The organism is Undibacterium sp. TC4M20W (assembly GCF_049340245.1).
Classification (GTDB): Bacteria; Pseudomonadota; Gammaproteobacteria; order Burkholderiales; family Burkholderiaceae_D; genus Undibacterium.
Genome location: NZ_JBMPPI010000013.1, coordinates 36,566 through 62,479, shown reverse-complemented (window position 1 = coordinate 62,479; position 25,914 = coordinate 36,566). Strand labels below are relative to the sequence as shown.

Here is a 25,914-nt window from a genome sequence, read left to right as displayed (position 1 = left end):
TTATCAGGAATATCATGAGTAAAGCTTATGTCGTTGCAGAAATCCAGGTCACCAATGCCGATGCTTATGCCGAATACCGGCCACTGGCAACTGCCAGCGTAGCCCAGTATGGCGGGCAATTCCTGGTTCGCGGTGGTACGCGGGTACAAAAAGAGGGCAGGGACGATGCCCATAATGAAGGCTGGCGCTCGGTACTGGTTGAATTTCCCAGTCTGCAGCAGGCGCAGCTCTGGTATGACTCGGTTGAATATGCGAAAGCCATGGAAATTCGCCATGCCAATTCCATAGGTCGTCTGTTCATCGTTGAAGGCATATAAGCCGGGACAGTGGCAGCGGGTTCGGCATAAAAACCACAAATTGCTCGCAGGATTCAAGTTTGCAAAGAGACTTGCCGTAACTAAGGTATCTCTGTGCAAACCGAATCCTGAATGCTATCCATTATGCGCCGCTCCCTCGCCTTGCTATTCCCCATGTTGTTGGCCCTGTCTGCCCAGGCGAACGACCCGCCGCCATCCAAACCCATCAAGCCGGCATCAGCAAAAGAAGAAGCATCCAGTTCGGCTTCAGCATCTGCCTCAGCTTCCGCCAAGGAAGAGCGCAAGTCATCTTCCAAAGAAGGCAAGGAAAGCAAGGAATCCGCCAAAGAAGCTGCTGCCCGCGCCAAGGAAGCCCTGGCTGCCGATGAACTGGCGGCACGCATAGCAGAGCGCCTGAGTGTTATTCGCAAAGACAAGGATGAGGCCGCAGCACGCAGCCAGCCAAGGCCGGTCGTAAGGCCAGCCTACGCGCCATCCGTGCGCAGGCCGGAGAGTGCCAGGGCAAAAACAGATCATGGTACCAATAGTGCTGCGGCAGCAGGAGCGCTGGCCGCCAGCCATGCGGATATACACTGGAGTTACCAGGGCGAAGGCGGCCCCTTGAACTGGGGCAAGCTCAATACCGCAAATGCCAAATGCGATAGCGGTGACAGGCAATCCCCTATCGACATACGTGATGGCATCAAGGTCAATCTTGATCCTGTTGCCTTTGACTATAAACCCAGCCGTTTCTCTGTCATTGATAATGGTCATACCATACAGGTCAATATAGGTGCGGGTAACTATATCAATGTGCTGGGCCATAATTATGAGCTGGTGCAATTCCATTTCCATAAACCGTCTGAAGAGCGTGTGAATGGCAAGAGTTTTGAAATGGTTGCGCATCTGGTACACAAGGATGCCGATGGCAAGCTGGCCGTGGTCGCCGTGCTGATAGAGCGTGGCAAATCACATAGCCTGGTGCAGCAGGTATGGAATAATCTGCCGCTGGAAAAAAATGATCCCGTGCAGGCGTTGACGACCATGGACATGAATGACATCCTTCCCGTCAAGCGTGACTACTATACCTATATGGGTTCGCTGACGACGCCACCTTGCAGTGAGGGTGTGTTATGGCTGGTCATGAAAGAGCCGGTAGAAATTTCACCTGACCAGTTGATCATATTCAGCCGCCTGTACCCCATGAATGCACGGCCCATACAAAAGAACTCTGGTCGTTTGATCAAGGAATCGAATTAAGCAACAAGCATTGCCATGAGATGTTTCTATGAGGCCGGCCAGTCCGGCCTCAATTCTTTGCGCACCACCAGTTTTAAACCTGACCATATCTCGCTGACGGCGCAGACCTTGATATCGACATAGCCCATAGGTAGCGCCACTTCTCTTATTGTGTCTTCCGTAATATCGGTCGGTACTTTCGAGGCTTTCTTGGGCCAGGATACCCAGATTGCGGCGTCACTTCTCAAGCTGCTTTTATAGTTCAGCAATTCCTTGATCAGGACAGCTTTCTTGTCAGTGAACAGATGGACGATATCTGTCGCAGACGCAGGCTTTTTGTCAAACACTACGCCGTCTGGCAAGGCTGCCAGCAAATCCAGATAGTTTTCAGGCGCATGTTTGGCGCAAACATGGCTGCCAGGCTGTATGCCGAGCTTTTTAACCAGTGGTGTGCCAGAGTATCCGGTGGAGTTAGCGTTCATCGTCAATCAAAATGAAAACAGCACCTGGCTGGCAGATGCTGCTTGAATATCAATCAAGATTGAAATTAATTTCAATTTCAAATTTTTATTCAGCCCTGCTCAAGGGCAAACTAATCTGTATTACTTGTAGATACCGCATGCAACGATTATATCGCCTGATTTTTCAAAATAGGTCGACTTCAGTTCTATAGCCTTGGTGGTCGGGTTCGGCCATTTGTAATCTATCCAGCCCTTACCCTTGCTCTTGGCGATTGTCAGCAACTCTTCGATAAAAGCCTTGTTGTCTACATCTTTGAGCGTACTGAGATTTTTGCCCAACAGCTTGGCATTGGCACCATGCGCCAGTATTTTGCCATTTAAATCCAGTACAAAAATATACAGATCGCGGTCGACGAAACTGCCAGTGACACTATTAAATTCAGTATAAGCGCTTTCATTACCCTTGGTCTTGATATAGGCAGTCGCCTTTTTTACCATGGCCTCTGCTTCTTGTGCTGTGCCATGTTCTGCTGCGAATGCTGCTTGGTTGAGAAAAAAGCTGAATAAAGTCAGTGTCAGGAATTTAATGAAACTACGCATGATAAGTCTCCTTTATTGTTGTGGGATACCAAATTCCGGTAGTTCATCAAACTCCAGGAATCTGATATCTCACAACATACAACTATCTGCGCTTCATTACTATCTAACTTGCATACAAGTAACAAAAATTAGCTTTGCTTATGCGGGCTTATGCTGGCTTATAAGGCAGCTCACGCCAGCGCTTGCCACTGACCCTGGCGATGGCATTCGCAAAAGCCGGTGCCAATGCAGGCAAGCCAGGTTCACCCATACCAGTAGGCGCATCTGCACTGGGCACGATGTGCACGGCAACTTGCGGCATGTCGGTAATACGCGGCACGACAAAATCACCGAAGTTGCTTTGCTCAACCACACCATCCTTGAGCGTGATGGCAGCACCTGGCAGACACATGGACAGACCCATGAGAGCAGCACCCTGTACCTGGGCCTCCACGCTTTTGGGATTGACCGCCAGATTGCAGTGCACACCGGCAGTGACCTTGTGCAGTTTGGGCTGACCATTCTTCATGGATGCTTCAACCACGTAAGCAACCACGGACGAGAATGACTCATGCACAGCCACACCATAGGAACGGCCTGCTGGCAGTTTCTTTTTGCCATAACCAGACTTTTCTACCGCCAGTTGCAATGCCGCTTTATGCCGTGGATGTTTGTCACCCATCAGTTTCACACGGTAAGCTACCGGGTCTTGCTTGGTAGTTTGGGCAATTTCATCGATCAGGGTTTCCATGACAAAGGCAGTGTGGGTAGAGCCCACGCTGCGCCACCATAAGACCGGCACATTGATCTTGGGATGATGGACGGACAGGCGCATCGGCATTTCATACGGTTCTTTCATGCCCTCGACTGCGGTGATATCGACGCCATCCTTGACCATCATGGATTCAAACGGCGTGCCACCAACGATGGACTGGCCGACGATGACATGATCCCAGCCAAGGATATTGCCCTGCGCATCAAAGCCTATCTCAGCCTTGTGCAAATGCATGGGGCGATAATAGCCACCCTTGACATCATCTTCACGGCTCCACAAGGTGCGTATTGGTGCATCCAGCCCCGCAGTTTGCGCTGCCTTGGCAACATTACAGGCTTCCACCACATAATCACTGGTAGCAATTGCCCTTCGGCCAAAGCCGCCACCTGCATACTGGGTATGCACTGCAATATTTTCCGGCTTCAAACCCAGGGTCTTGGCGGCTGCAAAACCATCGAGGCCGGGCATTTGCGTACCCATCCACAATTCTGCCTTGTCACCTTTGATGGCAACCGTGCAGTTCAGCGGTTCCATAGGGGTATGCGCAAGATAGGGGAAGACAAATTCAGCATTCAGCTTATGCGGTGCTGTCGCTATTTTTGAGACATCATCATTAAACTTCAGGGCACCCGGCTTCCTGGCCAGTTCCTTATAGGTCGCCAGCATTTTGGTGGAATCGACTTTTTCAACGCCATCAGTATCCCATTCCAGCTTCAGTACGTCGCGGGCCTGTTTGGCTGGCCAGTAACCGGTGGCAATAATCGCCACGCCTTCGCCACCGCGGTCTGTCGGCACGCGCAGCACTGCCTTGACGCCCTTGATGGCTTTTGCCGCAGTATCATCAATAGTCTTGACCCTGGCACCGAATACCGGTGGACGTGCGACTACCGCAGTCAGCATGCCGGGCAGGTGAGTATCAATACCAAAATCCTGGGTGCCTGTAGATTTTGCTTTGGCATCAAGACGGCCTGTGGGTTTGCCTATGAGGCGGAAGTTTTTCGGGTCTTTCAGTGTGACTTTTTCTGGTACTGGCAATTTCATCGCAGCATCGGCCAGCTCGCCATAGCCCAGCTTCTTGCCGCCGGGGCCAATGACATTGCCATTCTCAGTGCGCAGGCTGGCAGGATCAACTTGCCACTGGTTGGCCGCTGCCTGTACCAGCATCGCGCGGGTGCGGGCACCGAGTTCGCGGTATTGCGTATAGGAATGGGCGATGGAGTTCGAGCCCCCTGTCAAATGCATGCCAAATGCCGGGTCGACATAGGCTGGGTGATTATTGCCATTCGCGCTTTGGACCTTGGACCAGTCGGCATCGAGTTCTTCTGCCAGTATCAGTGGCAGGCTGGTTTGCACGCCCTGACCAAATTCCAGACGGTTGAAGGTAACAGTGACTGTGCCATCCTTTGCAATCTGTACGAAAGCACCCGGTTGTTCAGTAGGCTTCAGGCCTGCAGGTGCTTTGGTAGCAGCATCCTGCGCTGTCGCCAGCATGGGATAGCACCCCAGGGCAAAGCCGCTGGCTGTTGCCATCTTCAAGAAACTGCGGCGGCTCAGGCCGGTAGATGGTGTTTCTGGTGTGGTGGATTGCAAGAGGTTTTGCAAATGGCGTGGCATCTCATCGAGGCGGGCTTCAAAATGCATGGTTATTCTCCTCAGGCCAGAGTGGATGCAGCATCATGGATGGCAGCGCGAATGCGCACATAGGTACCACATCGACAGATATTGCCTGCCATGGCACCGTCGATATCGGCATCGCTGGGTTTCTTATTGGTTTTCAACAATGCCGTGGCGCTCATGATCTGGCCGCTTTGACAGTAACCGCATTGGGCCACATCATGTTTGATCCAGGCCGCTTGCACGGCTTTGCCGACCTTGTCCTGGCTCATGGCTTCTATGGTGGTGATTTTTTGCCCAGCGACCGAAGAGATGGGCGTGATGCAAGAGCGTATCGCCTGGCCATTCAGGTGCACGGTACAGGCACCGCACAATGCTGCACCGCAGCCAAACTTGGTGCCAGTCAGGCCCAGGGAATCACGTAGCGCCCATAGCACGGGCGTGGATGGGTCAGCATCTACCTGGTGTTCTTTGCTATTGATATTCAGTGCAGTCATGGAATAGTTCTCCATCCGGTGAGGTGGTTGCAGGGGCGGAACAGGGAAAAACGGGGAAAACAGAGCGGGCAAGTCTGGCAAACAGGCTCATCCATATTTGGTTTACTTAACTACTATAGAATATTTTTAGCGTTTGGGTGTGAGAGACGAAAAAACCACGAAAAAGCTGTCTTTTCCGTGGTTTTTTGTTGCTCCAGTGTCAGAAACGCCTGGCTTTATTCGTATTTGCGGGCGTCGTCTATAACCTTGCCATCGTTCGCCAGGCTGCCAACCGCAACAAATTGCACATCGCCACGCAATTTGGTGACATCGCGCAGGCTATCGACAATCGCGGCTTGCAACACAGGGTTGGTCACTAAAGTTTCACAATGCAGACTCATGACATCATTCGCCATTTCACCAGTCACGACCAGCCTGGCCTTGCTGATTTCAGGATGGCGTTTGACCACTTCTGCAACTTGCGAAGGATGGACAAACATACCCTTGACCTTGGTAGTCTGGTCCGCCCGCCCCATCCAGCCCTTGATGCGTTGGTTGGTGCGACCACAGGGCGAGGTGCCCGGCAGTATCGCTGACATGTCTCCAGTACCAAAGCGTATCAGCGGGTAATCGGGGTTGAAGGACGTGATGAGCACTTCGCCAACTTCACCTTCCGCCACCAGGTCGCCCGTACCGGGACGGACGATTTCGAGTATCAAGTCTTCATCCAGTATCATGCCGGGATTTACCTGGCCATCGGTCACGCTTTCATAGGCAATATTGCCTATGTCGGCAGAGGCATAAATTTGCAATACCTGGGCCACACCATGTTCCTGTAGCCATTTTCGTAGCGAAGGTGGCAGGGCTTCGGCACCGACGATGGCGCGCTGTACGCTGGAAATATCAGCACCCATGTCCAGCGCTTTTTCCAGGATGATCTTTAAAAAACTTGGCGTACCTATATAGGCATCAGGCCGCAGTTCCGCCATCGCCTGTACCTGCATTTCCGTCTGCCCTATACCCGCTGGGATGACGGCGCAACCTATGCGGGCAGCGGCGCTCTCCACCATGAAGGCAGCGGGCGTAAAATGGTAAGAAAAACAGTTTTGCAAGAGATGACCAGCCCGCAAGCCTATCGCATGCATGGGGCGGGCAAAGCGCCACCAGTCCTGGCCGCGTCCTTCAGGGTCAAAGATGGGGCCGGGCGACATGAAGATATGTCCCATCTGCCGTACCGGGGTAGTATTCAGGCCACCAAAAGGCGGCAAGGCTTTTTGCAAATCCTTGAGATCGGATTTGCGAGTCACCGGCAATTGCGCCAGCGCGCTGCGGCTCTTGATGTCATGCGCATCCGCGCCCTGCAATATCCTGCCCCAGCCTTCTGCAGTCTGGGCATGTGCAATCAATTGCGGCAGCTTGTTCATCAGCGCTTGTTCGCGGCTTTGTGGATTGCGGGTTTCCAGGGCGTCCAGATAGTCACTCATGAGCATGCTCTATAGTGGTTGATTTGTGTGCGTCTCAAAATGATGGATAGCGATGAGTGATGACTCAAGCCAGCCAACGCTTGCGTCGGCGATAAAATTTCATATCCTTGAAACTCTTGCGGCCTGCGCCTGAGACACCAAGATAAAATTCCTTGACGTCTTCATTGCTGCTGAGGTCTTTCGCTTCACCTTCCATAACGACCCTGCCGTTTTCCAGGATGTAGCCAAAGTCGGCATAACGCAGGGCGACATTGGTATTTTGTTCGGCCAGCAGGAAAGATACTTTTTCCTGAACATTCAGGCTTTTGACGATTTCAAAAATTTCTTCCACCAGTTGTGGTGCTATGCCCATCGATGGTTCATCGAGCAAGATCATCGACGGTTTGGCCATCAGCGCGCGGCCTATCGCGCACATCTGCTGTTCACCACCTGAGGTATAACCGGCCTGCGAATTACGGCGTTCGCGCAGGCGCGGGAAGTAGTGGTATACCTTCTCCAGTTCAGCCTTGAGTTCGCTGCGCGACAGGCTGCGTGTGTATGCACCGGTCAGCAGGTTTTCTTCTACCGTCAGATGCCCAAAGCAATGACGGCCTTCCATGACTTGTGACAGGCCACGCTTGACCAGCTCATTCGGTGTCAGATGATCAACGCGCTGCCCGCGGAAAGTAATATCGCCCTTGGTGATATCGCCGCGCTCGTTACGCAGCAGTGTCGATATCGCCTTCAGCGTGGTTGATTTACCCGCGCCATTGGCACCCAGCAAGGCGACAATTTTCCCTTGCGGCACTTGCAGGGAAATACCTTTCAACACCAGGATCACATGATCGTAGATGACTTCGATATTATTGACGCTGAGATAGGCGATGTCGGTCGCTGCTGCCGTTGCCGCTTCTGCCGTGATGCTATGAACGCTCATGATCTTGATCTGCAATGATTTGTACAAAGGGGGCGGAGGCACAGTCTGGCCTCCGCTGGTTACTGCTTACTGCTTACTGCTTACTTCAAACAGGCAGGCGTGATTTTTTTCTCAGCCGCATATTTGTTGGAAGACTCTTCCAGCATGGCGCGTGTCAAAGCCTTGTCACCGGTCACCCAGTTAGGCGTGATGGCTTTCCATTTATCACCTGTCCATTGCTGTACCTTGACAGCGCCGGAACCTTCATGGTCTTCGCAAGAAGTTTTCACAGGCGGGAACATGCCCATTGCACCCAGCGCTTTTTGACGTGCTTCATCGACGTTCAGGTTTTCAAAGCCCCAGCGGATTTGCTCGGATGTCATGAGCTTGCCCTTGCCGAATTTTTCCTGCGCTTTCAGGATGGCTTCTGTCCACAGGATGGCAGCCGTCACACCACGCATGTGGTAGACAGAACCGACACGGGTCTTGTCACCAAGGTTACCTTTGCCAGCCGCATACACCTTGCTGCGGATTTCATCGAGCACAGGATAATTACCCGGTGTATTGAAAGTCATCGCGGTATAGCCTTTTGCTGCATCGCCAGCTGGAATCGCATCTTCTTCTGAACCTGCCCACCAGACACCCAGCATTTTCTCGCGAGAATAGCCATTGCGTTGCGCAGTCTTGATCGCCACTGCATTCATGACGCCCCAGCCCCACAGGATCACATAGTCAGGATTGGCCTGGCGGATTTGCAGCCATTGCGATTGCTGTTCATTTCCAGGATGGGCAACCGGGATCTTGATAAGCTCGAAGCCATATTGCTTGGCCTGTGCATCCAGTACCGGGATAGGCTCTTTACCAAAGGCAGAATCATGGTAGAGATGGACGATTTTCTTGCCCTTGAGTTTGTCCATGCCACCGGATTTGTCACCCAGATATTTGGTCATCGCCGCAGCCTGGTTCCAGTAACTGGTGATGAGCGGGAATACATATGGGAAGACTTTGCCATTGGCCGCATCAGAACGGCCATAGCCCAGTGTCGTCAAAGGAATTTTATCTTCTGCAACGCGGTCCAGGATACCGTAGGCGATACCGGTAGAAAGTGGCTCTACCAGTGAGGCACCGCCCTGGGTTTTTTTCAGGCGTTCATAACATTCAACACCGCGCGAGGCATTGTATTCAGTCTCGCATTCTTCCCAGGAAATCTTGACGCCATTCAAGCCGCCCTTGGCATTGACCAGATTGAAGTAATCAATGGCACCGCCGTAAAAGCCTGAGCCGCCAGCCGCGTAGGGGCCAACGCGATATGACAGGATGGGAATGAATTGATCATTCGCCTGGGCCGGACTGACAGCACCCAGGATTGCCGAGGCCATCAGCAGGGATTTAAGCAGTTTCATATTGTCTCCTTGTGGTTGGATGGATATTGCATGACGCTTTTCTACCAAATTCTTCAAAAGGCGAAGCGTCTTTATTATGAACTTAATTTTTTGTATCGGTACTGATCTGTGATCATCAATGCGGGAAAGGCCAGAGGCGCAGCTTCTCTTTCGTTATTTGCCACAACCTCGCCAGACCATGTGGTTCTACAATCAGGAAGAAAATAATCAGCGCACCGAACACCATCAATTCAAGATTCGATGCCACATTGGTCGGCAAGGACAAGCCATGGGCAATCAGGTTCAGCACGATGGGCAGCAAGATGATAAAAGCCGAACCTAGGAAAGAACCGAGTATGGAACCAACACCACCGATGATGATCATGAACAGGATACGGAAAGACAGATCAAGGTTATAGGCCTCAGGTTCCACCGTGCCCAGATAAGCATAGGCATACAGGGCACCGGCAATGCCGCAGTAAAACGAGGACACTGCAAAGGCCAGTAACTTGGTGCGCATGAGACGGAAACCGATGACTTCTGCCGCCACGTCCATGTCACGCACCGCCATCCATGAGCGGCCCACGTTCGATCTCACCATATTCTTGGCCAGCATGGCCATGACACAGACGACGGTCAGCGTCAGCAAATATTTTTTAACCGGTGTATTGATGGCCATGCCGAGTATCACCATCTCTTGCGCAGTGATGACGCCGGAAGAACTGTAGTTGGTAAACCACTGTATCTTGGTCAGACACCAGACCACGAAGAATTGCGTTGCCAGTGTTGCTGCTGCCAGATAAAAACCGCGTATGCGCAATGAGGGCAAGCCAAAGGCAATCCCCACCATGGCAGCGGACAAACCACCAAGCACAAAAGCCAGCAAGACCGGGATGCCGGGTATGCGCAAGACAAAGTTATAAGAAGCAAAAGCACCTACGGCCATGAAGGCTGCCGAACCCAGTGACAATTGCCCCGCATAGCCGGTCAGGATATTCAGGCCCAGTGCTGCCAGTGAAAATATCAGGAAGGGGATAAAGATCGCTGAAAATGCATAATCGGTTGCCAGCCCGGGTACGGCAACAAATGCCGCGATAAGGACAATGGCAATACCGATACGGTCTTGCCGTATTGGGAATATCTGGTTATCTGCCTGATAGCTTGTTTTAAACTGACCTGCTTCACGGTAGAACATGTTGTTCCTCTACTCTGCTATTAACGTTTGATTATGCTGAACTGCAGGACATTAAATCCTGCGTATGATTTTTTCACCAAACAAACCTTCGGGCCTGACCAGCAGGAACAGCAGTGCCAGCACATACGGGAACCAGCCCTCTATGCCACCACCGACCAGTGGGCCTATATACACTTCTGCCAGTTTTTCAGATGCACCGATAATCAGACCACCGACAATTGCGCCCGGAACGGAAGTAAACCCACCCAAAATCAATACCGGCAAGGCTTTCAAGGCGACAAAGGTCAGCGCAAACTGCACACCATTACGCGCACCCCACAACAGGCCGGCAACCAGAGCAACAAAGCCGGCAACCGCCCAGACTATGCCCCAGATCTGTTGCAAGGGAATACCAACTGCCAGCGCCGCTTGATGATCATCTGCGACCGCACGCAGGGCACGGCCTATCTTGGTTTTGGAAAACAGCAGCGCCAGACCAGTCACCAGCAGAGCACAGATCAGCGCGGCAATCACATCGAATTGCGATACCAGAATATTGAATTTCTCCATGAAATATTCTATGGGTACATCGTCAATAGGCAATGTCAGTTTGTGCGGTTGTGAACCCCACAGCAACTGCGCCAGACCTTCGATGAAAAAGGTCAGGCCTATGGTTGCCATGAACAGGGTAATCTCAGGCTGGTTGACCAGTGGGCGCAATACTACCCGCTCGATTGCCAGACCCAGTGCCACCATCACCAGCATGGTCAGCGGTATCGCCAGCCATAGTGACATTTCAAACTTCTCGGTCAGGCCTACGCAGGTCAGTGCGGCAAAAAACACCATCGCACCCTGGGCAAAATTGAAGACGCCTGAGGCTTTGTAAATCAACACAAAACCCAGCGCCACCAGTGCATACATCACACCGGACAACAAGCCACCGATAAATACTTCAAAGAAAAAACTGATATTCATTTCAACCTCTTGTTCACATCAACTTGCGCGAATGACTGGGGTGATCAAAGAAGACCTCTCAACACAGAGACACAGAGACACAGAGGAAAAACATGAGAAATGCCTCTCACATTCAGTCTTTGATTTTCTCAGTGCTTTTCTCTGTGTCTCCGTGTCTCTGTGGTTAATGGTCTTAAGGTTTTTCATTAATGCGCCACACCAAGATAGGCATTGATCACTTCCTGATTCGCCAGCACTTCCGCAGGAGTGCCATCACCGATTTTCTTGCCGTAGTCGAGTACGACCACGCGGTCTGAGATATCCATGACTACGCCCATATCATGTTCAATCAAAACGATGGTGGTGCCGAGCTGGTCATTGACATCGAGGATGAAGCGGCTCATGTCCTGTTTTTCTTCCACGTTCATGCCAGCCATAGGTTCATCGAGCAATAAAATCTCAGGCTCGGCTGCCAGCGCGCGTCCCAGCTCTACACGTTTTTGTAAGCCGTAAGAAAGACGGCCTACCGGTATCTTGCGTATGTGCTGGATTTCCAGGAAGTCGATAATTTCTTCTACCTTTTCACGATGGACAATTTCTTCTTTTTGAGCAGGGCCCCAGTACAAGGCCTGCATGAGGAAATTGCTTTTCATTTTCAGGTTGCGGCCTGTCATGATGTTGTCGAGCACGCTCATGCCTTTGAACAGGGCGATGTTCTGGAAAGTTCTGGCGATGCCGCTCTTGGCTGCCGCATAAGTATTCATGTCCTTGCGATGCTGGCCGCGGTAAGTGATGTCACCTTGCTGCGGACGATATACCCCATTGATGACATTCAGCATCGAGCTTTTGCCAGCACCATTCGGGCCTATGATGGCGCGTATTTCATGTTCCCTGACGTTGAAGGAAATATTGGTCAGGGCTTTGACACCCCCAAAAGCGAGCGAGATGTTTTGCAAGTCCAGGATGACTTCACCGATTTTTCTGTTGTCTGCCATTTATGTATTCCTTATGCAGCCAGCTTTTGGGCAGAAAATGTTTTGACATCGCTGATATGCAAATCGGCACTGACCTTGCCCTGGCGGCCATCTTCAAACTTGACCAGGGTTTCTATGAATTGCGAACGCTTGCTGGAATAAAGGGCATCTATCAACACCGCATATTTTTCCGCAATGAATTTGCGCCTGACTTTGCGGGTACGGGTCAGTTCATCATCGTCGGGATCAAGTTCCTTGTGCAGCACCAGGAAGCGATGTATCTGCGTGCCTGCCATCAAGTCTTCACTGGCGAGATCTGCATTCACTTTTTCTATGCACGACAGTATCAATTGATAAGTCTCGGCTTTGGCTGCCAGATCGGTATAGCCAGAATAGGCAATGCCACGTCTTTCTGACCAGTTGCCGACTGCTTCCATATCGATATTGATGAAGGCACAAACAGTGTCACGCTCATGACCAAAGGCGACGGCTTCCTTGATGAAGGGAAAGAACTTGAGTTTGTTTTCTATGTAGTTGGGCGCGAAGATATCGCCCTGTTTCATCTTGCCGACATCGGCTGCGCGATCGATGATTTTCAGATGTCCATCCTGATCAAAAATGCCTGCGTCACCAGTGTGGAAATAACCCTGTTCATCCATGACTTCTGCCGTTGCATCGGGGCGTTTGTAGTAACCCGTCAGCATTGCATCTGACCTGACCAGCACTTCGCCATTTGGCGCGAGCTTGACTTCAACACCGGGGGCAGCTGCACCTACGCTATCAAACTTGATCTTGCCATCTGGTTGCAGGCAGACATAGGCGCAGGTTTCAGTGGAACCATACAATTGCTTGAGGTTGACGCCGATAGAACGATAAAAACGGAACAGGTCAGGGCCGATAGCCGCACCGGCAGTGTAGGCGACGCGCACACGTGAGAGACCGAGTACGTTTTTCAGCGGGCCATAAATCAGCAGATTACCGAGTGCATATTGCAGGCGGTCCATACCACCGACGGTTTTGCCATCAAGTATGTCAGAACCAACACGGCGTGCCAGGTCCATGAAATGGGCAAACAGCTTGCGCTTGATGCTGCCCGCATCTTCCATGCGTATCATGACTGTGGTCAGCATGTTTTCAAACACGCGTGGCGGGGCGAAATAATAAGTGGGGCCGACTTCACGCAAATCCGTCAGTACAGTTTCGCTGGACTCAGGGCAATTCACGGTAAAGCCAGCGGCCATGGCCTGGGCGAAAGAAAACAGATGGTCACCCACCCATGCCATTGGCAAGTAAGACAGGATATCTTCGTCTGCTGTGAGTTCGTCAAATTCCATGCCGCCCATTGCCGCAGTCATGAAAGAACGGTGTGACTGACAGACACCCTTGGGTTTACCTGTGGTGCCTGAGGTATATAGCATGACAGCCGTGTCGTCAGGCTGGCCAAGCTCCACTTCCTTCATGAAAAAATCGGGATGGGCGATATCAAAAGCACGCCCCAGTTCCTGCAAGGCAGCGTAGGATGTCAGTTCAGGCTGGTGATAATGACGCATGCCGCGGTCATCATCAAAGGCGATATGTTGTATGCCTGCATACTGTTGTTTGATTTCAAGCAGCTTATCAACCTGTTCCTGGTCTTCGACTATCGCAAAGGCGATTTCGGCATTTTCCAGTACATAGGCCATATCGGCAGCCGGTGCATCCTGATACAGGGGCACGGGGATGCCACCCAGGCATTGCGCAGCAGCCATGGCCCAGTACAGGCGCGGGCGGTTATCACCGATGATGGCGAGATTCATGCCGCGTTTGAAACCCTGTGCAGCCAGGCCGCAGGCGAGGGCACGCACTTCGGCATTGACCTGTTGCCAGTTCCAGGTTTGCCAGATACCCAGGTCTTTTTCCCGGAAGGCCGGATGTTGTGGCCGTGTTTTCCCATGCTGCAATAACAACCTGGGAAAAGTCGAATTCGCTGCTTCTTTTTGTTTCATGTCTCCACCAGCCTGTTGTTTTAGGGCCTGCTACTTGTGAGTGTCCTGATGCGCCCTTACTGCTTGCTTACTATTTATTGATTGCTTATGTGCAGAGGGGCTTTTACGGTAGGTATTGTAGTGGCAAGATGCAGTGATTTGCCCTGGCGATGCCTGCAGTCTTCGCTGCAATGGTCAAGTCGCTTACAATGTCTCCGTAATTCTTTTTGTTGAAGCGATAGTAGTCCCTTCAAGGGCCGGTGGTTGTCATTCGACTGACAATCTGAAAAATTGAAGCAATTATCTGTGGTGCGTTGCACAAATATGACAAAAAAAATCAGCGACCCTAAAGAGCGGTTTGCCAAGTCCCTGTGGGCCAGTATGCTGTCGCCAGAACATATGCAAAAAGTGGAAGACGAAGTTGTCGAGCGTTTCATTCCCGCAGGCGCTTATGTTTGCCGCAAAGGCGATCCGGTAGAGCACTGGATGGGTGTCATCGACGGCTTCCTGAAAATGAGCAGTATTTCACCTGACGGCAAGACCGTGACGTTCAGTTGCATGCTGGCGGGTGGCTGGTTTGGTGAGGGTTCGCTACTGAAGACTGAACTGCGTCGCTATGATGTGGTGGCCCTGCGTGATACCCGTGTCGCACATATGCCACGTGCTACTTTCACGTATTTGCTGGATAACAGCATTCCGTTTAACCGCTTTCTCCTGCATCAGTTAAACGAGCGTCTGGGGTTTTTTATCTCGCTGGTTGAATATGACCGCATGCTCGATCCCGATACCCGCGTTGCCCGTTGCCTGGCCGCGATGTTTCACCCTTACCTTAACCCAGGTTTGAGGGATGGCAGCAGCATGCAAATCCAGATATCGCAGGAAGAGATAGGTTATATCTCCAGCGTCTCGCGCCAGCGTGCGAACCAGGCACTGCAACTGCTGGAAAAGAAAAACCTGCTGAGCGTGGATTATGGTGGCATCACCATCCTCAATCTTGAAGGCTTGCGCCGCTTCCCGGAAGAATAAGGCATGAAGTCTCTGAATATCATCGGTGCCGGTAAGGTCGGCAAGGTACTGGCCAAAAATTTCCAGCGTCAGCAACAGTTTGCCATACAGCAGGTCTTGAACCGCAGCCTCGCCAGTGCCAGCGATGCCGTGGCCTGGCTGGGTGTCGGGCAGGCCGTCGATGATATCGCGCAACTGCAAGCCGCTGATGTCACCATGCTGACTGTCAGTGATGACCAGATTGCCAGCGTCTGTCAGCAACTGGTTGATGCCGGTTTGTTGAAGGCAGGTAGTGTTATTTTCCATTGCAGTGGTGCCAAGGCATCGACAGAGTTGCAGGCAGCGCAACAGGCAGGTGCGGCTGTTGCCAGTGTCCATCCTGTGCGCAGTTTTGCCAATGTGGATCTGCTGGCAGAGCAATTTGCAGGAACGATATGCAGTCTGGAGGGCGATGTGGCTGCGCTGGCTGTATTGGCGCCTGCCTTGCAGGCCATAGGCGCAGAAACCGTGATTATTCAGGCAGACAATAAATTGCTGTATCACGCAGGTTCTGTATTTGCCAGCAATTATCTGGTGACGCTGATGGAAGTTGCCTTGCGCACGTATCAAGCGGCGGGCATACCCGCTGCGATCGCGCAAAAGATGGCGGCCCCGCTGGCAAGGCAGACGCTGGAAAATGTCTTCAATATGGGCACGGAGGCGGCGCTAACCGGCCCTATTGCCCGTGGTGATATGCAGACAGTCGCTTTACAGCAAAGCAGGCTCAGCGATTGGGATCAGCAAGCTGGGGATTTGTATCGGGCGTTCACGCAGCCGACCATAGACCTGGCGGCTGCACGAAATTCTCACTCAGAGAAATAAACGCTGTTACGGCCATTTTCTTTGGCCTGATACAGCGCCAGATCAGCGCGCTCAAATACGCTGGCTTCGCTTTCCTTGTCCTTACATTCTGCGACACCCATGCTGACGGTAATCGACAGGCGGGTGCGTGTCAGGTCAGTGGTACGCGAGAAATCATTATTGGCGATGGTATTACGCAGGTTCTCGGCAATCGATGTGGCTTTTTCCAGCGTGCAGTTCTTCAACAAGATCAAAAATTCTTCCCCACCCCAGCGGCAAATGATGTCGCTTTCGCGTAGCGAGCGTTTGGATATCTGGGAGATTTCCTTGAGTACATGGTCACCCACCAGATGGCCTTGCTTGTCATTCACTTTCTTGAAGAAATCAATATCCAGCAAGACCACGCACATGGGCTGGCGCGAGCGTTCGCTATCAAGCAGGGCTTGCTGGAAGACAAAATCAAAGGCCTGGCGGTTCAGCAAATTGGTCAGGGTATCGGTAGAAGCAGATTTTTCCAGGCGTTTTTGATAGCGCCTGACTGTCAGCAACAAGATCGCCAGGATAACCAGAGTGATGCCAGCGCTGATGGCGATATTGATGAGGAAGATATTCTGCAGCGGTTTGATTTCCCCGCCCACTTCCTGTTCTACCAGCAAATACCAGCCTAGCTCAGGGATGAAGCGTGCGTTGACGAGTATGGTTTCATTCTCGCTCTTGTATTCAAGGTGTTGGGATTCACTCTTGCGATTCGCCAGGATTTGCGGCGCCAGGTTGCTCAGGCCGGACATATTGCTGAGGTTGCTGCGTATCTTTTTCATGTTATTGCCAGCCAGGGCAATATTGCCCTTCTGATCGACGAAAAAGATATTCCTGCGAAAGCGCGTCTGATAACTGTCTATCAAGGTTTTCATCGTGTCCAGCGTCATGCCTATGCCGGTGACGCCGATGAATTTTCCTGAATAATCGAGGATGCGGTAATTGATGAAGATGGTCATGGTGTCGCGATTGGCCATGTCGATATCGACATTGGTTTCATAATCGCTTTTCAAATCGCGTACCCGGAAGAACCACTGGTCACGTGGTTCGGTATCGCTGATGGTTTTCAGGACACCATCAGCATGGTAATAATTACGGGTATGGTCAGATATCAGAAAACTGGAAATCGCATGGTTTTTTTGCTTGATTTCTTTCAGGTATTTGACGATCTGGTCTTTGTCTTCTTCACCATTGATGATCCAGTCCCGCAAGAAAGTGTCATGCGCCATTTGTGACGAGACAAATACCGGGCGCAAGATATCTTTCTGAATTTCAGAATAAACATTGTCACCAGTGATGGGCAGGGTTTGTTCGGAGATGCCTTGTTGTATGGCATCGCGGGAGACTACAAAAGATGCCACGGTCGTGGAGACAAACCCTGCAATCAGGATCAGGGATAGCCATACCAGCAGACCGTATTTTTTTAACATTTTTTGCATGAATGATAGACGGAGCATGAGCGTGAGGTTTGCCGCAAGATAATACTATAAACCCATGCAAATTCCGCCCAATTTGGCAGCAAATCACAGACTTGAGCTGGTTTAAGCCGCCTGAAGATGCAAATGACCTGTGTAGCCGCTGGGTTTCATACAGAGTGGCAGGATTTTGGCAGAAATGCAGGCTTTTTTTGGGGGCAGGAATAAAAAATGCCGCTGTCAGCGGCATTTTGTGAGTTTTGTGAGGCTAGAGGCTTTTAAGGAGAATCAAGGACGTGGCGTCAAAGATACATGGATACGCAGGCGTGAACCTGGATCATAAGGCATGACAGAAGTATAAGTACGGTTATGGTACTCATAGGTCACGGCATAGCCATTGGTACGAGTTTCCCAGCTATCAATATTGCGGCACTGACGTACAGGACGGCTTTCATAGACAGGCTGGTTATTATAATTGTTGCCGTTATTGCCATTGTTGTCGACACGGTCACCAACGATGGCACCAGTTACAGCACCGACCGCAGCTGCAGCAATACGGCCATTGCCGCCACCCACCTGGCTACCCAGCAAACCACCAGCCAGGCCGCCTATGATGGCACCGCCATTGCTGCGTTCTGCCTGTTGCTGGCGTGGATAATTGCGCTGGCTGGTTTCATATTCGGTACGGCATTCCTGGCGCGGCACATTGACTTGCTCAACTTGTGGGGTAACGCTGACGACGCGGGCATAATCATCAAAGTCGGCAGCCTGTGCAGCAGGAACAAGGGCGCTGGCAGAAAATGCCAGTACGGATGCAGCCATGGAGAATTTTGTAAATGTCATTTTTTTACCTCTTTCGATTTGGATCATGTGATCAACATTGCCTTGGCCTCTGAATTTGTCAAAATGGCAAAAACGGGCAGCTGGGTTCTGGTAATTCTGTATATGTCCTGTGATAGTCTCTTGCTAGTGTGTATATAACGCCCTGACCATAAAAATAGAAGACATGAAAATGTAAGTGTCTGTTTCAATGTACTTTTGGTATTGTATTCTTGTACTTTACACCATTGGCCTCATCTATGCCGCTCGCATTCCCCTCATCTATACCCTTTACTGGAGAATTTATGCACTTGCAATGGACATCCTGGTTAACGCTTGCAGTACTCGGCATGTATGTCTGGAATGTGATGACCGTAGGGCGCTTGCGCATGAAGCTGGGGGTCAAGGCACCCGCCATGGATGGCCCGCCAGAATTTTTGCGGGCGGTAAGGGTGCAGGGCAATACAGTAGAGCAAATGGTTTTCTTCTTCCCGGCACTGTGGTTATGCGCGATATGGGCTAGTGACATACTGGCAGCGTCCCTGGGCCTGGTGTGGCTGGTCGGGCGCATCATGTATGCACTGGCTTATCTGCACGAGGCTGGCAAGCGTTCCACGGGTTTCCTGATTTCTGGCCTGGCTGCAGTTGCACTGTCGCTGGGCACGGTAGCTGGTTTGACTGGTTTGACGGGTTTGATTGGGGTGCTGAAATGAAAGATAAAATCCTTTCCAGTTCTGCCCGTGCTGCCAATGCGCTTGGTCAAACTAACCAGCCGCTAACGGCATCCGTATATGCCTCATATATCCTGATGGGCATTGCCTTGCTGCTGGTCTTAAAGGCCGGTTTGCTGGTCGCCCTGTTTTCTGGCTTGCTGGTGTTTTCCATCATCCATGTACTGGCACCTGCGATTGCCCTGCGTTTCAGGCACAAGCAGCCGCGCATGATTGCCGTGGTATTTTTATCCTTCATCCTGATTACTGGCCTGATTCTGATAGGCTGGGGCATCCATGCATTCTTGCGCAGTGATGCTGGCAACCTGCAAAACCTGCTGCAAAGGCTGGCGGATATCATTGAAGCTTCGCGCCATCAATTGCCAGAGTGGGTGAGTACTAACCTGCCGGAAGATGTTGAATCTTTAAGGGAGATGATGACGCACTGGCTGCGCGAACATGCTGGCGAGGCCAAGCAGATAGTGCCAGAAGCCGGTCATCTGATCGTGCACCTGTTGCTGGGTATGATCATAGGCAGCATGGTTGCCCTGCGTGATGTCACCGGTGACAGTAACCACAAACCCTTTGCTGCTGCCATGCTGAGCAGAATCAGTAATCTGAGCCAGATATTTCACAAAATCGTGTTTGCCCAAGTGCAGATTTCCCTGATCAATACCGTATTTACCGCAATTTACCTGGCTGCCATCCTGCCTATGGCTGGTGTCCATTTGCCACTGACCAAGACCATGATCGCCATTACCTTCCTGGCGGGGCTGATTCCTGTGGCAGGTAATATTATTTCCAATACTGTTATTGTCATTGTCGGTCTGTCACAGTCACTGAACGTTGCCATTGCTTCTCTGGTATTTATGATCGTCATTCATAAGGCAGAATACTTTTTGAATGCCCGCATCATCGGAGCACAGGTCAATGCCCGGGCCTGGGAATTGCTGACCGCTATTCTGGTCATGGAAACCCTGTTTGGTGTTCCCGGTGTGGTTGCGGCCCCGGTGTTTTATGCTTATATCAAGAAAGAGCTGAGTGACCGGGCTCTGGTTTAAATTTAATGCACAAGCAAAGTAGCTATTTTTTCATTTCAAAGAGGTAAATATGATTCTGGAGTTAGCCGATCTGCGCATACAAGCTGGCAAGCAAGCCGAGTTTGATGTCGCCATACAACGCGGTCTTGATGAAGTGATACGTCATGCCCAGGGGTTTCTCGGTTTCAAGGTGCAAAAGGGCATAGAGTCGCCAGAGCGTTACCTGCTCATGATTTATTGGGCAACGCTGGAAAACCATACCGTTGATTTTCGTGAGTCTGCAGCATTTGCAGAATGGCGTGCCATCGTTGGACCGTATTTTGCCAGTGCCCCTGTGGTTGAACATTTTGATCTTTTAGCCAAGTCTGAGTGATTTTTTTGCGTAGCCTGGGATAATTCCGACTTGATTACCGGGATTTCATCCCAAGCTTATCAAGTCATGATTTGCCTGTGGCGCTGAGGTCGGCGTTCATTTTTGGCAACAGCTTGCTCTCCAAAAGGTCATTATGGTTCCGCATCTCGTCACCGCTCTCAACGGCCCCCTGCTCGATCTTGAAAAAAAGATATTAGAAGCGACACCTGCGATAGAACGCTGGTTCCGTCTTGAATGGCAGGAACATACTCCGCCATTTTATTGCTCTGTTGATTTGCGCAATGCCGGTTTTAAGCTGGCCCCTGTCGATACCAATCTCTTCCCTGGTGGTTTTAATAACCTGGCATCAGAAATGTTGCCACTGGCCGTACAGGCGGCGATGGCGGCGATAGAAAAATATTGCCCGGATGCTAAAAACCTGTTGGTGATCCCTGAGAGCCATACTCGCAATGTGTTTTATTTGCAAAACATTGCCCGCATGATCCAGATTTTCCGTCAGACTGGTTTGAATGTACGTCTGGGTTCGCTGTCAGCTGATATTACCGAACCAACACCCATAGACTTGCCAGATGGCAGCCAGTTGATACTGGAACCGCTGGAGCGCTCGGCTAATGGCCGCCGCCTGGGCCTGAAGAATTTCGACCCTTGCACCATCTTGCTGAACAATGATTTATCGGCAGGCATACCGGCAATATTGGAAGAACTGAATGAGCAGACCCTGCTGCCGCCGCTGCATGCAGGCTGGGCCTTGCGCCGCAAGAGCAATCACTTCCATGCCTATGATGAAGTGGTCAAGAAATTTGCCAAGATGGTGGATATCGACCCGTGGATGCTGAACCCGTTTTTTATCAAATGCAAGGATGTGAATTTCCACGACCGCAGCGGTGAAGATACGCTGGTAGCTGCAGTCGATACCATACTCGCCAAGATACGCAAGAAATACAAGGAATACGGTATCAAGGAAAAACCTTTCGTCATCGTCAAGGCCGATGCCGGGACCTATGGCATGGGCATCATGACGGTGCATGATTCCAGCGAAGTGCGCGACCTGAACCGCAAACAGCGTAACAAGATGTCGGTCGTCAAGGATGGTATGGAAGTGCGCGATGTGATCGTGCAGGAAGGCGTGTATACCTTCGAGCAAATCAATGAATCCGTGGCTGAGCCCGTGGTGTATATGATAGACCGCTACGTGGTAGGGGGGTTTTACCGCGTGCATGAAGACCGTGGCGTTGATGAAAACCTCAATGCACCCGGCATGCACTTTGTGCCGCTGGCCTTTGCCCAGCAACACGCAGTACCCGACATGAAGGCAAAACCGGGCACGGCAGCACCAAATCGATTTTACATGTATGGTGTCGTAGCGCGCCTGGCTTTGCTGGCGGCGTCACTGGAGCTGGAAAAGACAGATCCAAATCCTGAGGTTTATTGATTGTTAAATCATTAATTAAATCGTTAATTAAATCATTAGTCAGATCATTAATCAGATCATTATCTAGCCGAGAATATTGAGCACATTCATGAAAATCGCTTTCCTGACCGACCCGCTGTCTCACTTCAAGACGTATAAGGATTCCACCTACGCCATGATGGTGGAAGCAGACAAGCGTGGTTATGCCATCTATGCCTTTGGCCCGGAAGACATGGCGCTGGAAAGCGGCAAGGTGATTGCCAATATCAGCCGCATTACGCTGACCGGGGATAGCCAGGACTGGTTCAGGTTGTCGGAGCCTGAGTCATTGCCGCTGAGTGCTTTTGATGCCGTACTGCAGCGCAAAGACCCGCCATTTGATATGGAATATATCTATGCGACTTATTTGCTGGAACTGGCAGAGCAGCAGGGCGCGCGGGTATTCAATAAGCCGGCAGCTATCCGCAATCATAATGAAAAGCTTAGCATTGCCCAGTTCAGCCAGTTCACGGCACCTACGCTGGTGACGCGCGATGAGCAACGTATCCGTGCTTTCCATAAAGAGCACCAGGACATCATACTCAAGCCACTGGATGGCATGGGTGGCACCGGCATTTTCCGCATCCGTGAAGATGGTATGAACCTCGGTTCTGTGATTGAGACTTTGACGGTGAATGGCAGCTCTACCATCATGGTGCAGCGCTACATTCCGGAAATTGTCCATGGTGATAAAAGGATATTGCTGATCGGTGGCAAGGTCGTGCCGTTTTCCCTGGCGCGTATTCCGCAAAACGGTGAAGTCAGGGGTAACCTGGCGGCAGGTGGCCTGGGTGTGGCGCAGGAATTGTCTGCCCGTGATCTTGAGATTGCGCAGACTTTGGCACCTGAACTTTATCAAAGAGGTCTGTTGCTGGTAGGATTAGATGTTATCGGTGCTAATTTGACGGAAGTCAATGTCACCAGCCCTACCTGTTTCCAGGAAATTACCCAGCAAAAAGGCTTCAATGTTGCTGGCATGTTCATTGATGCCCTTGAAACGGCAGTTGCAGCTTGATTTTGTAGTTTAGATAAATGGAAGACGCTGGCCACATGCCAGTTGTCACAAGAGAGTTAAAGAACGATGGTTGGCATACTTTTAATGACGCATGCGCCCCTGGGCACGGCTTTTATGCAGGCTGCGGCCCACGTATTCCGTGGCATGCCAGAACGCTTTGAAGCGATAGACGTGATTGCCGACCAGAATATCGATGAAGTCAACCGTCTCGCGCGCGAAGCCGTGCTGCGTCTGGACGATGGTTCGGGCGTGCTGGTGATTACCGATGTCATGGGCGGTACACCGTCGAATTGCTGCAGACAACTGGGTGATCCTGACCGGGTCGCGATCATCGCCGGCATCAGCCTGCCCATGTTGTTGCGGGCGATAACTTATCGTAGTGATGTACTTGATGTCGTGGTGGAAATGGCGCTGGCCGGTGGCCAGAATGGCGCCATACGTCTCGACAATCGTGTGCGTTTATCACCAGGTTAAAAAAGAAAGAAAGTGAAGCATGATCCAACAAGAAATCGAAATCATCAACAAGCTGGGTTTGCATGCACGCGCATCTGCAAAATTTACACAAACCGCCAGCAAATTCAAGGCAGAAGTATGGCTGACCCGCAATAGTCGGCGTGTCAATGGCAAGTCCATCATGGGCGTCATGATGCTGGCAGCGGGCAAGGGTAGTAAAGTGTTGTTGGAGACCGATGGCGCAGATGAGCAAGCCTGCTTTGACGCCATACAAGCGCTGATCAATGACAAGTTTGGTGAAGGTGAATAAACGAAAATTGAGCGGGTCATGGTCATCATTGCGATGATGCTGGGTAGTGCTTATTGATGCTTTTGTCAGTGTGATTTGCTGGCGAAACAATTGGCAACATATCGCAACATCTTTCTCATTGTTGTTTTGACTCTATTCGTTTACCTTGTCCTTCTTTGATTGAATCAGCAAAAACAGGCATCAGTTTGCTGATGGTCTTAGGTTTAACGCTGCATCGGTACACTGGATTGTTACGCTGGAAATAAGACAGGGCGGCAAAATCACAAGGCCCGGAGATTAAGTATTTTGGGGGACACAGCATGGCATCTTTTACACTGCAAGGCATCCCCGTTTCACGCGGTATAGCAATCGGGCGCGCTCATCTGCTGCGTCCGGCAGCACTGGATGTACAACATTATCTGGTAGGACAAGAGCAGGTCGAAGCCGAAGTGCAAAGACTGCAATTGGCTATCGCTCAGGTACACAAGGAATTGCAGGCCATCTGGTCAGATTTGCCTGCAGATGCACCCACAGAGCTCGGTGCTTTCATCGACGTGCATGTACTGATTTTGTCCGACCCCATGATCTCGGAAGCACCGCTCGATATCATCCGCACCCGCCACTACAATGCAGAATGGGCATTGGTCAGCCAGATCGACGAACTGACGGCCCAGTTTGATGAAATCGAAGATGAATACCTGCGCGAGCGCAAAGCTGATATACAGCAAGTGGCAGAGCGCGTACTCAAGGTATTGACCGGTACTGCCGGCAGCGCGATACGCTCTGACGGTATCGATGAGCGCAATGCCAATATGATCGTGGTTGCCAGGGACATTTCTCCGGCAGACATGATGCAGTTCCGCGATGTCGCTTTCACCGGTTTTGTCACCGATGAAGGTGGGCACAATTCTCATACCGCCATCGTCTCGCGCAGCCTCGGTATACCCGCTGTGGTCGGCATGGGCAATGCATCACGCCTGATAGAGCAGGACGACTGGCTCATCATCGACAGTGATGCTGGTGTCGTCATCGTTGCCCCAAGTTCTCTGGTGCTAGAACAATATCGCGACCGTCAGACCATACTGGCCAAAGCCAGGAAAAAACTCCACAAACTTAAAAAAACACCGGCCATTACTCAGGACGGGGTCGAGATCACCTTGCTGGCAAATATAGAATTGCCGCAGGATGCCGCTCATGCGCTGGAGGCAGGGGCCAGTGGGGTAGGCCTGTTCCGTTCAGAGTTCCTGTTCATGGAAAGCAGTGGCCAGCAACACAAGCTGCCGACAGAAGAAGAACAGTTCGATGCCTACCGTACGGCAGTACAAGCCATGAAAGGCAGGCCGGTAACGATACGCACGCTGGACGTCGGCGCTGACAAACCGCTGGATACGACCGAGCACAATATCCTCAACCCGGCGCTGGGTTTGCGGGCCATACGCTATTGCCTGGCTGAGCCACAATTATTTTTGACGCAACTGCGCGCCATCCTGCGCGCCTCGGCCTTTGGCAAGGTCAAGATACTGATACCGATGATGGCACATGGTTTTGAGATAGACCAGAGTCTGGCCATGATAGAACAGGCCAAGACTGAACTGCGCAAGGAGGGCAAGGACTTTGATGCAGAGATCGCCATCGGCGCCATGATAGAAATCCCGGCAGCAGCCTTGTCGCTACCCATGTTTGTCAAGAAACTCGATTTCCTCTCGGTCGGTACCAATGACCTGATCCAGTACACATTGGCAATTGACAGGGCAGATCATGAAGTCGCCCACTTGTATGATGATTTGCACCCGGCCATTTTGCAGCTCTTGCAAATGATTATCACAGCGGGTGAAAGGGCAGGTATCCCGGTCTCCATTTGTGGTGGTATGGCGGGCGATATCCGCCTGACACGCTTGCTGGCAGGTATGGGTTTCCGTGAATTGTCTATGCCTGCGGCATTGCTGCCAGAGATCAAGCAAGAGATTTTGAACACCCGCCTAGATTCTTTGCAAGGACATGTCAAAAAAATCCTTCGCAGCTATGATTCGGCAACCATCAGGGAAACCCTGGCTGCGATGGGGGCGCAATCGCCTACTTTGCATTAACAAGTTTATATTAAAATTGTGACAGTTACGGTGCCGGAGTTTGACCCTGGTGCCAGATTTGGTTTATCCTTCACCTATTGCGCCGATTTGAAAATCAGCTTGCGGGCGCGGTTCG

The 25,914-nt window shown here is 51.3% G+C and carries 25 protein-coding genes; 12 read left to right on the top strand and 13 right to left on the bottom strand.

All coding sequences use genetic code 11. From position 1 onward, the window contains the following. The first annotated feature begins 14 nt into the window (after positions 1-14). Complete coding sequence (locus ACO0LL_RS16560; RefSeq protein ID WP_162043836.1) at positions 15-317, top strand: DUF1330 domain-containing protein; 303 nt, start codon at positions 15-17, stop codon at positions 315-317. A gap of 123 nt (positions 318-440) precedes the next feature. Next, on the top strand, positions 441-1,556 hold the full coding sequence (locus ACO0LL_RS16555) for a carbonic anhydrase (RefSeq protein WP_422951952.1): 1,116 nt from the start codon (positions 441-443) through the stop codon (positions 1,554-1,556). A gap of 26 nt (positions 1,557-1,582) precedes the next feature. Here ACO0LL_RS16555 and ACO0LL_RS16550 read toward each other — a convergent pair whose 3' ends face one another. From ACO0LL_RS16550 to ACO0LL_RS16500, 11 genes are all read right to left on the bottom strand, one after another. Further along, positions 1,583-2,017, bottom strand: coding sequence for a DUF3052 family protein (locus ACO0LL_RS16550; protein ID WP_422951951.1), 435 nt, complete (start codon positions 2,015-2,017; stop codon positions 1,583-1,585). 120 nt (positions 2,018-2,137) lie between these two features. After that, complete coding sequence (locus tag ACO0LL_RS16545; protein WP_422951950.1) at positions 2,138-2,596, bottom strand: cache domain-containing protein; 459 nt, start codon at positions 2,594-2,596, stop codon at positions 2,138-2,140. 148 nt (positions 2,597-2,744) lie between these two features. Further along, complete coding sequence (locus ACO0LL_RS16540) at positions 2,745-4,991, bottom strand: molybdopterin cofactor-binding domain-containing protein (protein ID WP_422951949.1); 2,247 nt, start codon at positions 4,989-4,991, stop codon at positions 2,745-2,747. 11 nt (positions 4,992-5,002) lie between these two features. Then, positions 5,003-5,461 carry a (2Fe-2S)-binding protein gene (locus ACO0LL_RS16535; RefSeq protein WP_162061216.1) on the bottom strand — a complete coding sequence of 153 codons (459 nt, stop codon included), beginning with the start codon at positions 5,459-5,461 and terminating at the stop codon, positions 5,003-5,005. A gap of 215 nt (positions 5,462-5,676) precedes the next feature. Further along, positions 5,677-6,924 carry a phenylacetate--CoA ligase family protein gene (locus tag ACO0LL_RS16530; RefSeq protein WP_422951948.1) on the bottom strand — a complete coding sequence of 416 codons (1,248 nt, stop codon included), beginning with the start codon at positions 6,922-6,924 and terminating at the stop codon, positions 5,677-5,679. Between the two features lie 64 nt (positions 6,925-6,988). Beyond that, positions 6,989-7,840 (bottom strand): ABC transporter ATP-binding protein, encoded by an 852-nt coding sequence (locus ACO0LL_RS16525; RefSeq protein WP_422951947.1) that lies wholly within the window; start codon positions 7,838-7,840, stop codon positions 6,989-6,991. Positions 7,841-7,920: 80 nt separating this feature from the next. Continuing rightward, positions 7,921-9,222, bottom strand: a complete 1,302-nt coding sequence (locus tag ACO0LL_RS16520; protein ID WP_422951946.1) for an ABC transporter substrate-binding protein — start codon at positions 9,220-9,222, stop codon at positions 7,921-7,923. A 115-nt stretch (positions 9,223-9,337) separates the two neighbouring features. Then, complete coding sequence (locus ACO0LL_RS16515) at positions 9,338-10,396, bottom strand: branched-chain amino acid ABC transporter permease (protein WP_422951945.1); 1,059 nt, start codon at positions 10,394-10,396, stop codon at positions 9,338-9,340. A gap of 51 nt (positions 10,397-10,447) precedes the next feature. Further along, complete coding sequence (locus tag ACO0LL_RS16510) at positions 10,448-11,344, bottom strand: branched-chain amino acid ABC transporter permease (RefSeq protein ID WP_211324411.1); 897 nt, start codon at positions 11,342-11,344, stop codon at positions 10,448-10,450. A 191-nt stretch (positions 11,345-11,535) separates the two neighbouring features. Continuing rightward, positions 11,536-12,324, bottom strand: coding sequence for an ABC transporter ATP-binding protein (locus tag ACO0LL_RS16505; protein ID WP_422951944.1), 789 nt, complete (start codon positions 12,322-12,324; stop codon positions 11,536-11,538). A gap of 11 nt (positions 12,325-12,335) precedes the next feature. Then, complete coding sequence (locus ACO0LL_RS16500) at positions 12,336-14,288, bottom strand: AMP-dependent synthetase/ligase (RefSeq protein ID WP_422951943.1); 1,953 nt, start codon at positions 14,286-14,288, stop codon at positions 12,336-12,338. Between the two features lie 303 nt (positions 14,289-14,591). Between ACO0LL_RS16500 and ACO0LL_RS16495 the strand changes: the two genes are divergently transcribed. Continuing rightward, positions 14,592-15,293, top strand: coding sequence for a Crp/Fnr family transcriptional regulator (locus tag ACO0LL_RS16495; RefSeq protein WP_162043824.1), 702 nt, complete (start codon positions 14,592-14,594; stop codon positions 15,291-15,293). Positions 15,294-15,296: 3 nt separating this feature from the next. Beyond that, on the top strand, positions 15,297-16,133 hold the full coding sequence (locus ACO0LL_RS16490) for a Rossmann-like and DUF2520 domain-containing protein (RefSeq protein ID WP_422951942.1): 837 nt from the start codon (positions 15,297-15,299) through the stop codon (positions 16,131-16,133). On the opposite strand, the gene ACO0LL_RS16485 is transcribed toward ACO0LL_RS16490, so the two are convergent. Together ACO0LL_RS16485 and ACO0LL_RS16480 are read right to left on the bottom strand one after the other, a co-directional pair. Then, positions 16,118-17,578 carry a sensor domain-containing diguanylate cyclase gene (locus ACO0LL_RS16485; RefSeq protein WP_422951941.1) on the bottom strand — a complete coding sequence of 487 codons (1,461 nt, stop codon included), beginning with the start codon at positions 17,576-17,578 and terminating at the stop codon, positions 16,118-16,120. The genes ACO0LL_RS16490 and ACO0LL_RS16485 overlap by 16 nt on opposite strands. A 273-nt stretch (positions 17,579-17,851) precedes the next feature. Continuing rightward, positions 17,852-18,406, bottom strand: a complete 555-nt coding sequence (locus ACO0LL_RS16480; RefSeq protein ID WP_232063604.1) for a glycine zipper 2TM domain-containing protein — start codon at positions 18,404-18,406, stop codon at positions 17,852-17,854. Positions 18,407-18,687: 281 nt separating this feature from the next. On the opposite strand from ACO0LL_RS16480, the gene ACO0LL_RS16475 reads away from it, so the two are divergent. The 8 genes from ACO0LL_RS16475 to ptsP all read left to right on the top strand — a co-directional run bounded on the left by ACO0LL_RS16475 (position 18,688) and on the right by ptsP (position 25,799). After that, positions 18,688-19,095 carry an MAPEG family protein gene (locus tag ACO0LL_RS16475; protein ID WP_422951940.1) on the top strand — a complete coding sequence of 136 codons (408 nt, stop codon included), beginning with the start codon at positions 18,688-18,690 and terminating at the stop codon, positions 19,093-19,095. Then, complete coding sequence (locus ACO0LL_RS16470; protein ID WP_422951939.1) at positions 19,092-20,153, top strand: AI-2E family transporter; 1,062 nt, start codon at positions 19,092-19,094, stop codon at positions 20,151-20,153. Before ACO0LL_RS16475 ends, ACO0LL_RS16470 begins: the two co-directional genes overlap by 4 nt. 49 nt (positions 20,154-20,202) lie before the next feature. Continuing rightward, on the top strand, positions 20,203-20,505 hold the full coding sequence (locus ACO0LL_RS16465) for an antibiotic biosynthesis monooxygenase family protein (protein ID WP_422951938.1): 303 nt from the start codon (positions 20,203-20,205) through the stop codon (positions 20,503-20,505). A 133-nt stretch (positions 20,506-20,638) separates the two neighbouring features. Beyond that, positions 20,639-21,937, top strand: a complete 1,299-nt coding sequence (gene gshA / locus ACO0LL_RS16460; RefSeq protein WP_422951937.1) for a glutamate--cysteine ligase — start codon at positions 20,639-20,641, stop codon at positions 21,935-21,937. A gap of 88 nt (positions 21,938-22,025) precedes the next feature. Then, on the top strand, positions 22,026-22,970 hold the full coding sequence (gene gshB / locus ACO0LL_RS16455; RefSeq protein ID WP_422951936.1) for a glutathione synthase: 945 nt from the start codon (positions 22,026-22,028) through the stop codon (positions 22,968-22,970). A gap of 66 nt (positions 22,971-23,036) precedes the next feature. Beyond that, a complete protein-coding gene (locus tag ACO0LL_RS16450; RefSeq protein WP_110257605.1) occupies positions 23,037-23,444 on the top strand; it encodes a PTS sugar transporter subunit IIA in 408 nt (135 codons plus the stop codon). Between the two features lie 19 nt (positions 23,445-23,463). Continuing rightward, positions 23,464-23,733: an HPr family phosphocarrier protein gene (locus ACO0LL_RS16445; protein WP_110257606.1), complete on the top strand. Its 270-nt coding sequence runs from the start codon at positions 23,464-23,466 to the stop codon at positions 23,731-23,733. 299 nt (positions 23,734-24,032) lie between these two features. Beyond that, positions 24,033-25,799 carry a phosphoenolpyruvate--protein phosphotransferase gene (gene ptsP, locus ACO0LL_RS16440; RefSeq protein WP_422951935.1) on the top strand — a complete coding sequence of 589 codons (1,767 nt, stop codon included), beginning with the start codon at positions 24,033-24,035 and terminating at the stop codon, positions 25,797-25,799. Positions 25,800-25,914: the final 115 nt, after the last annotated feature.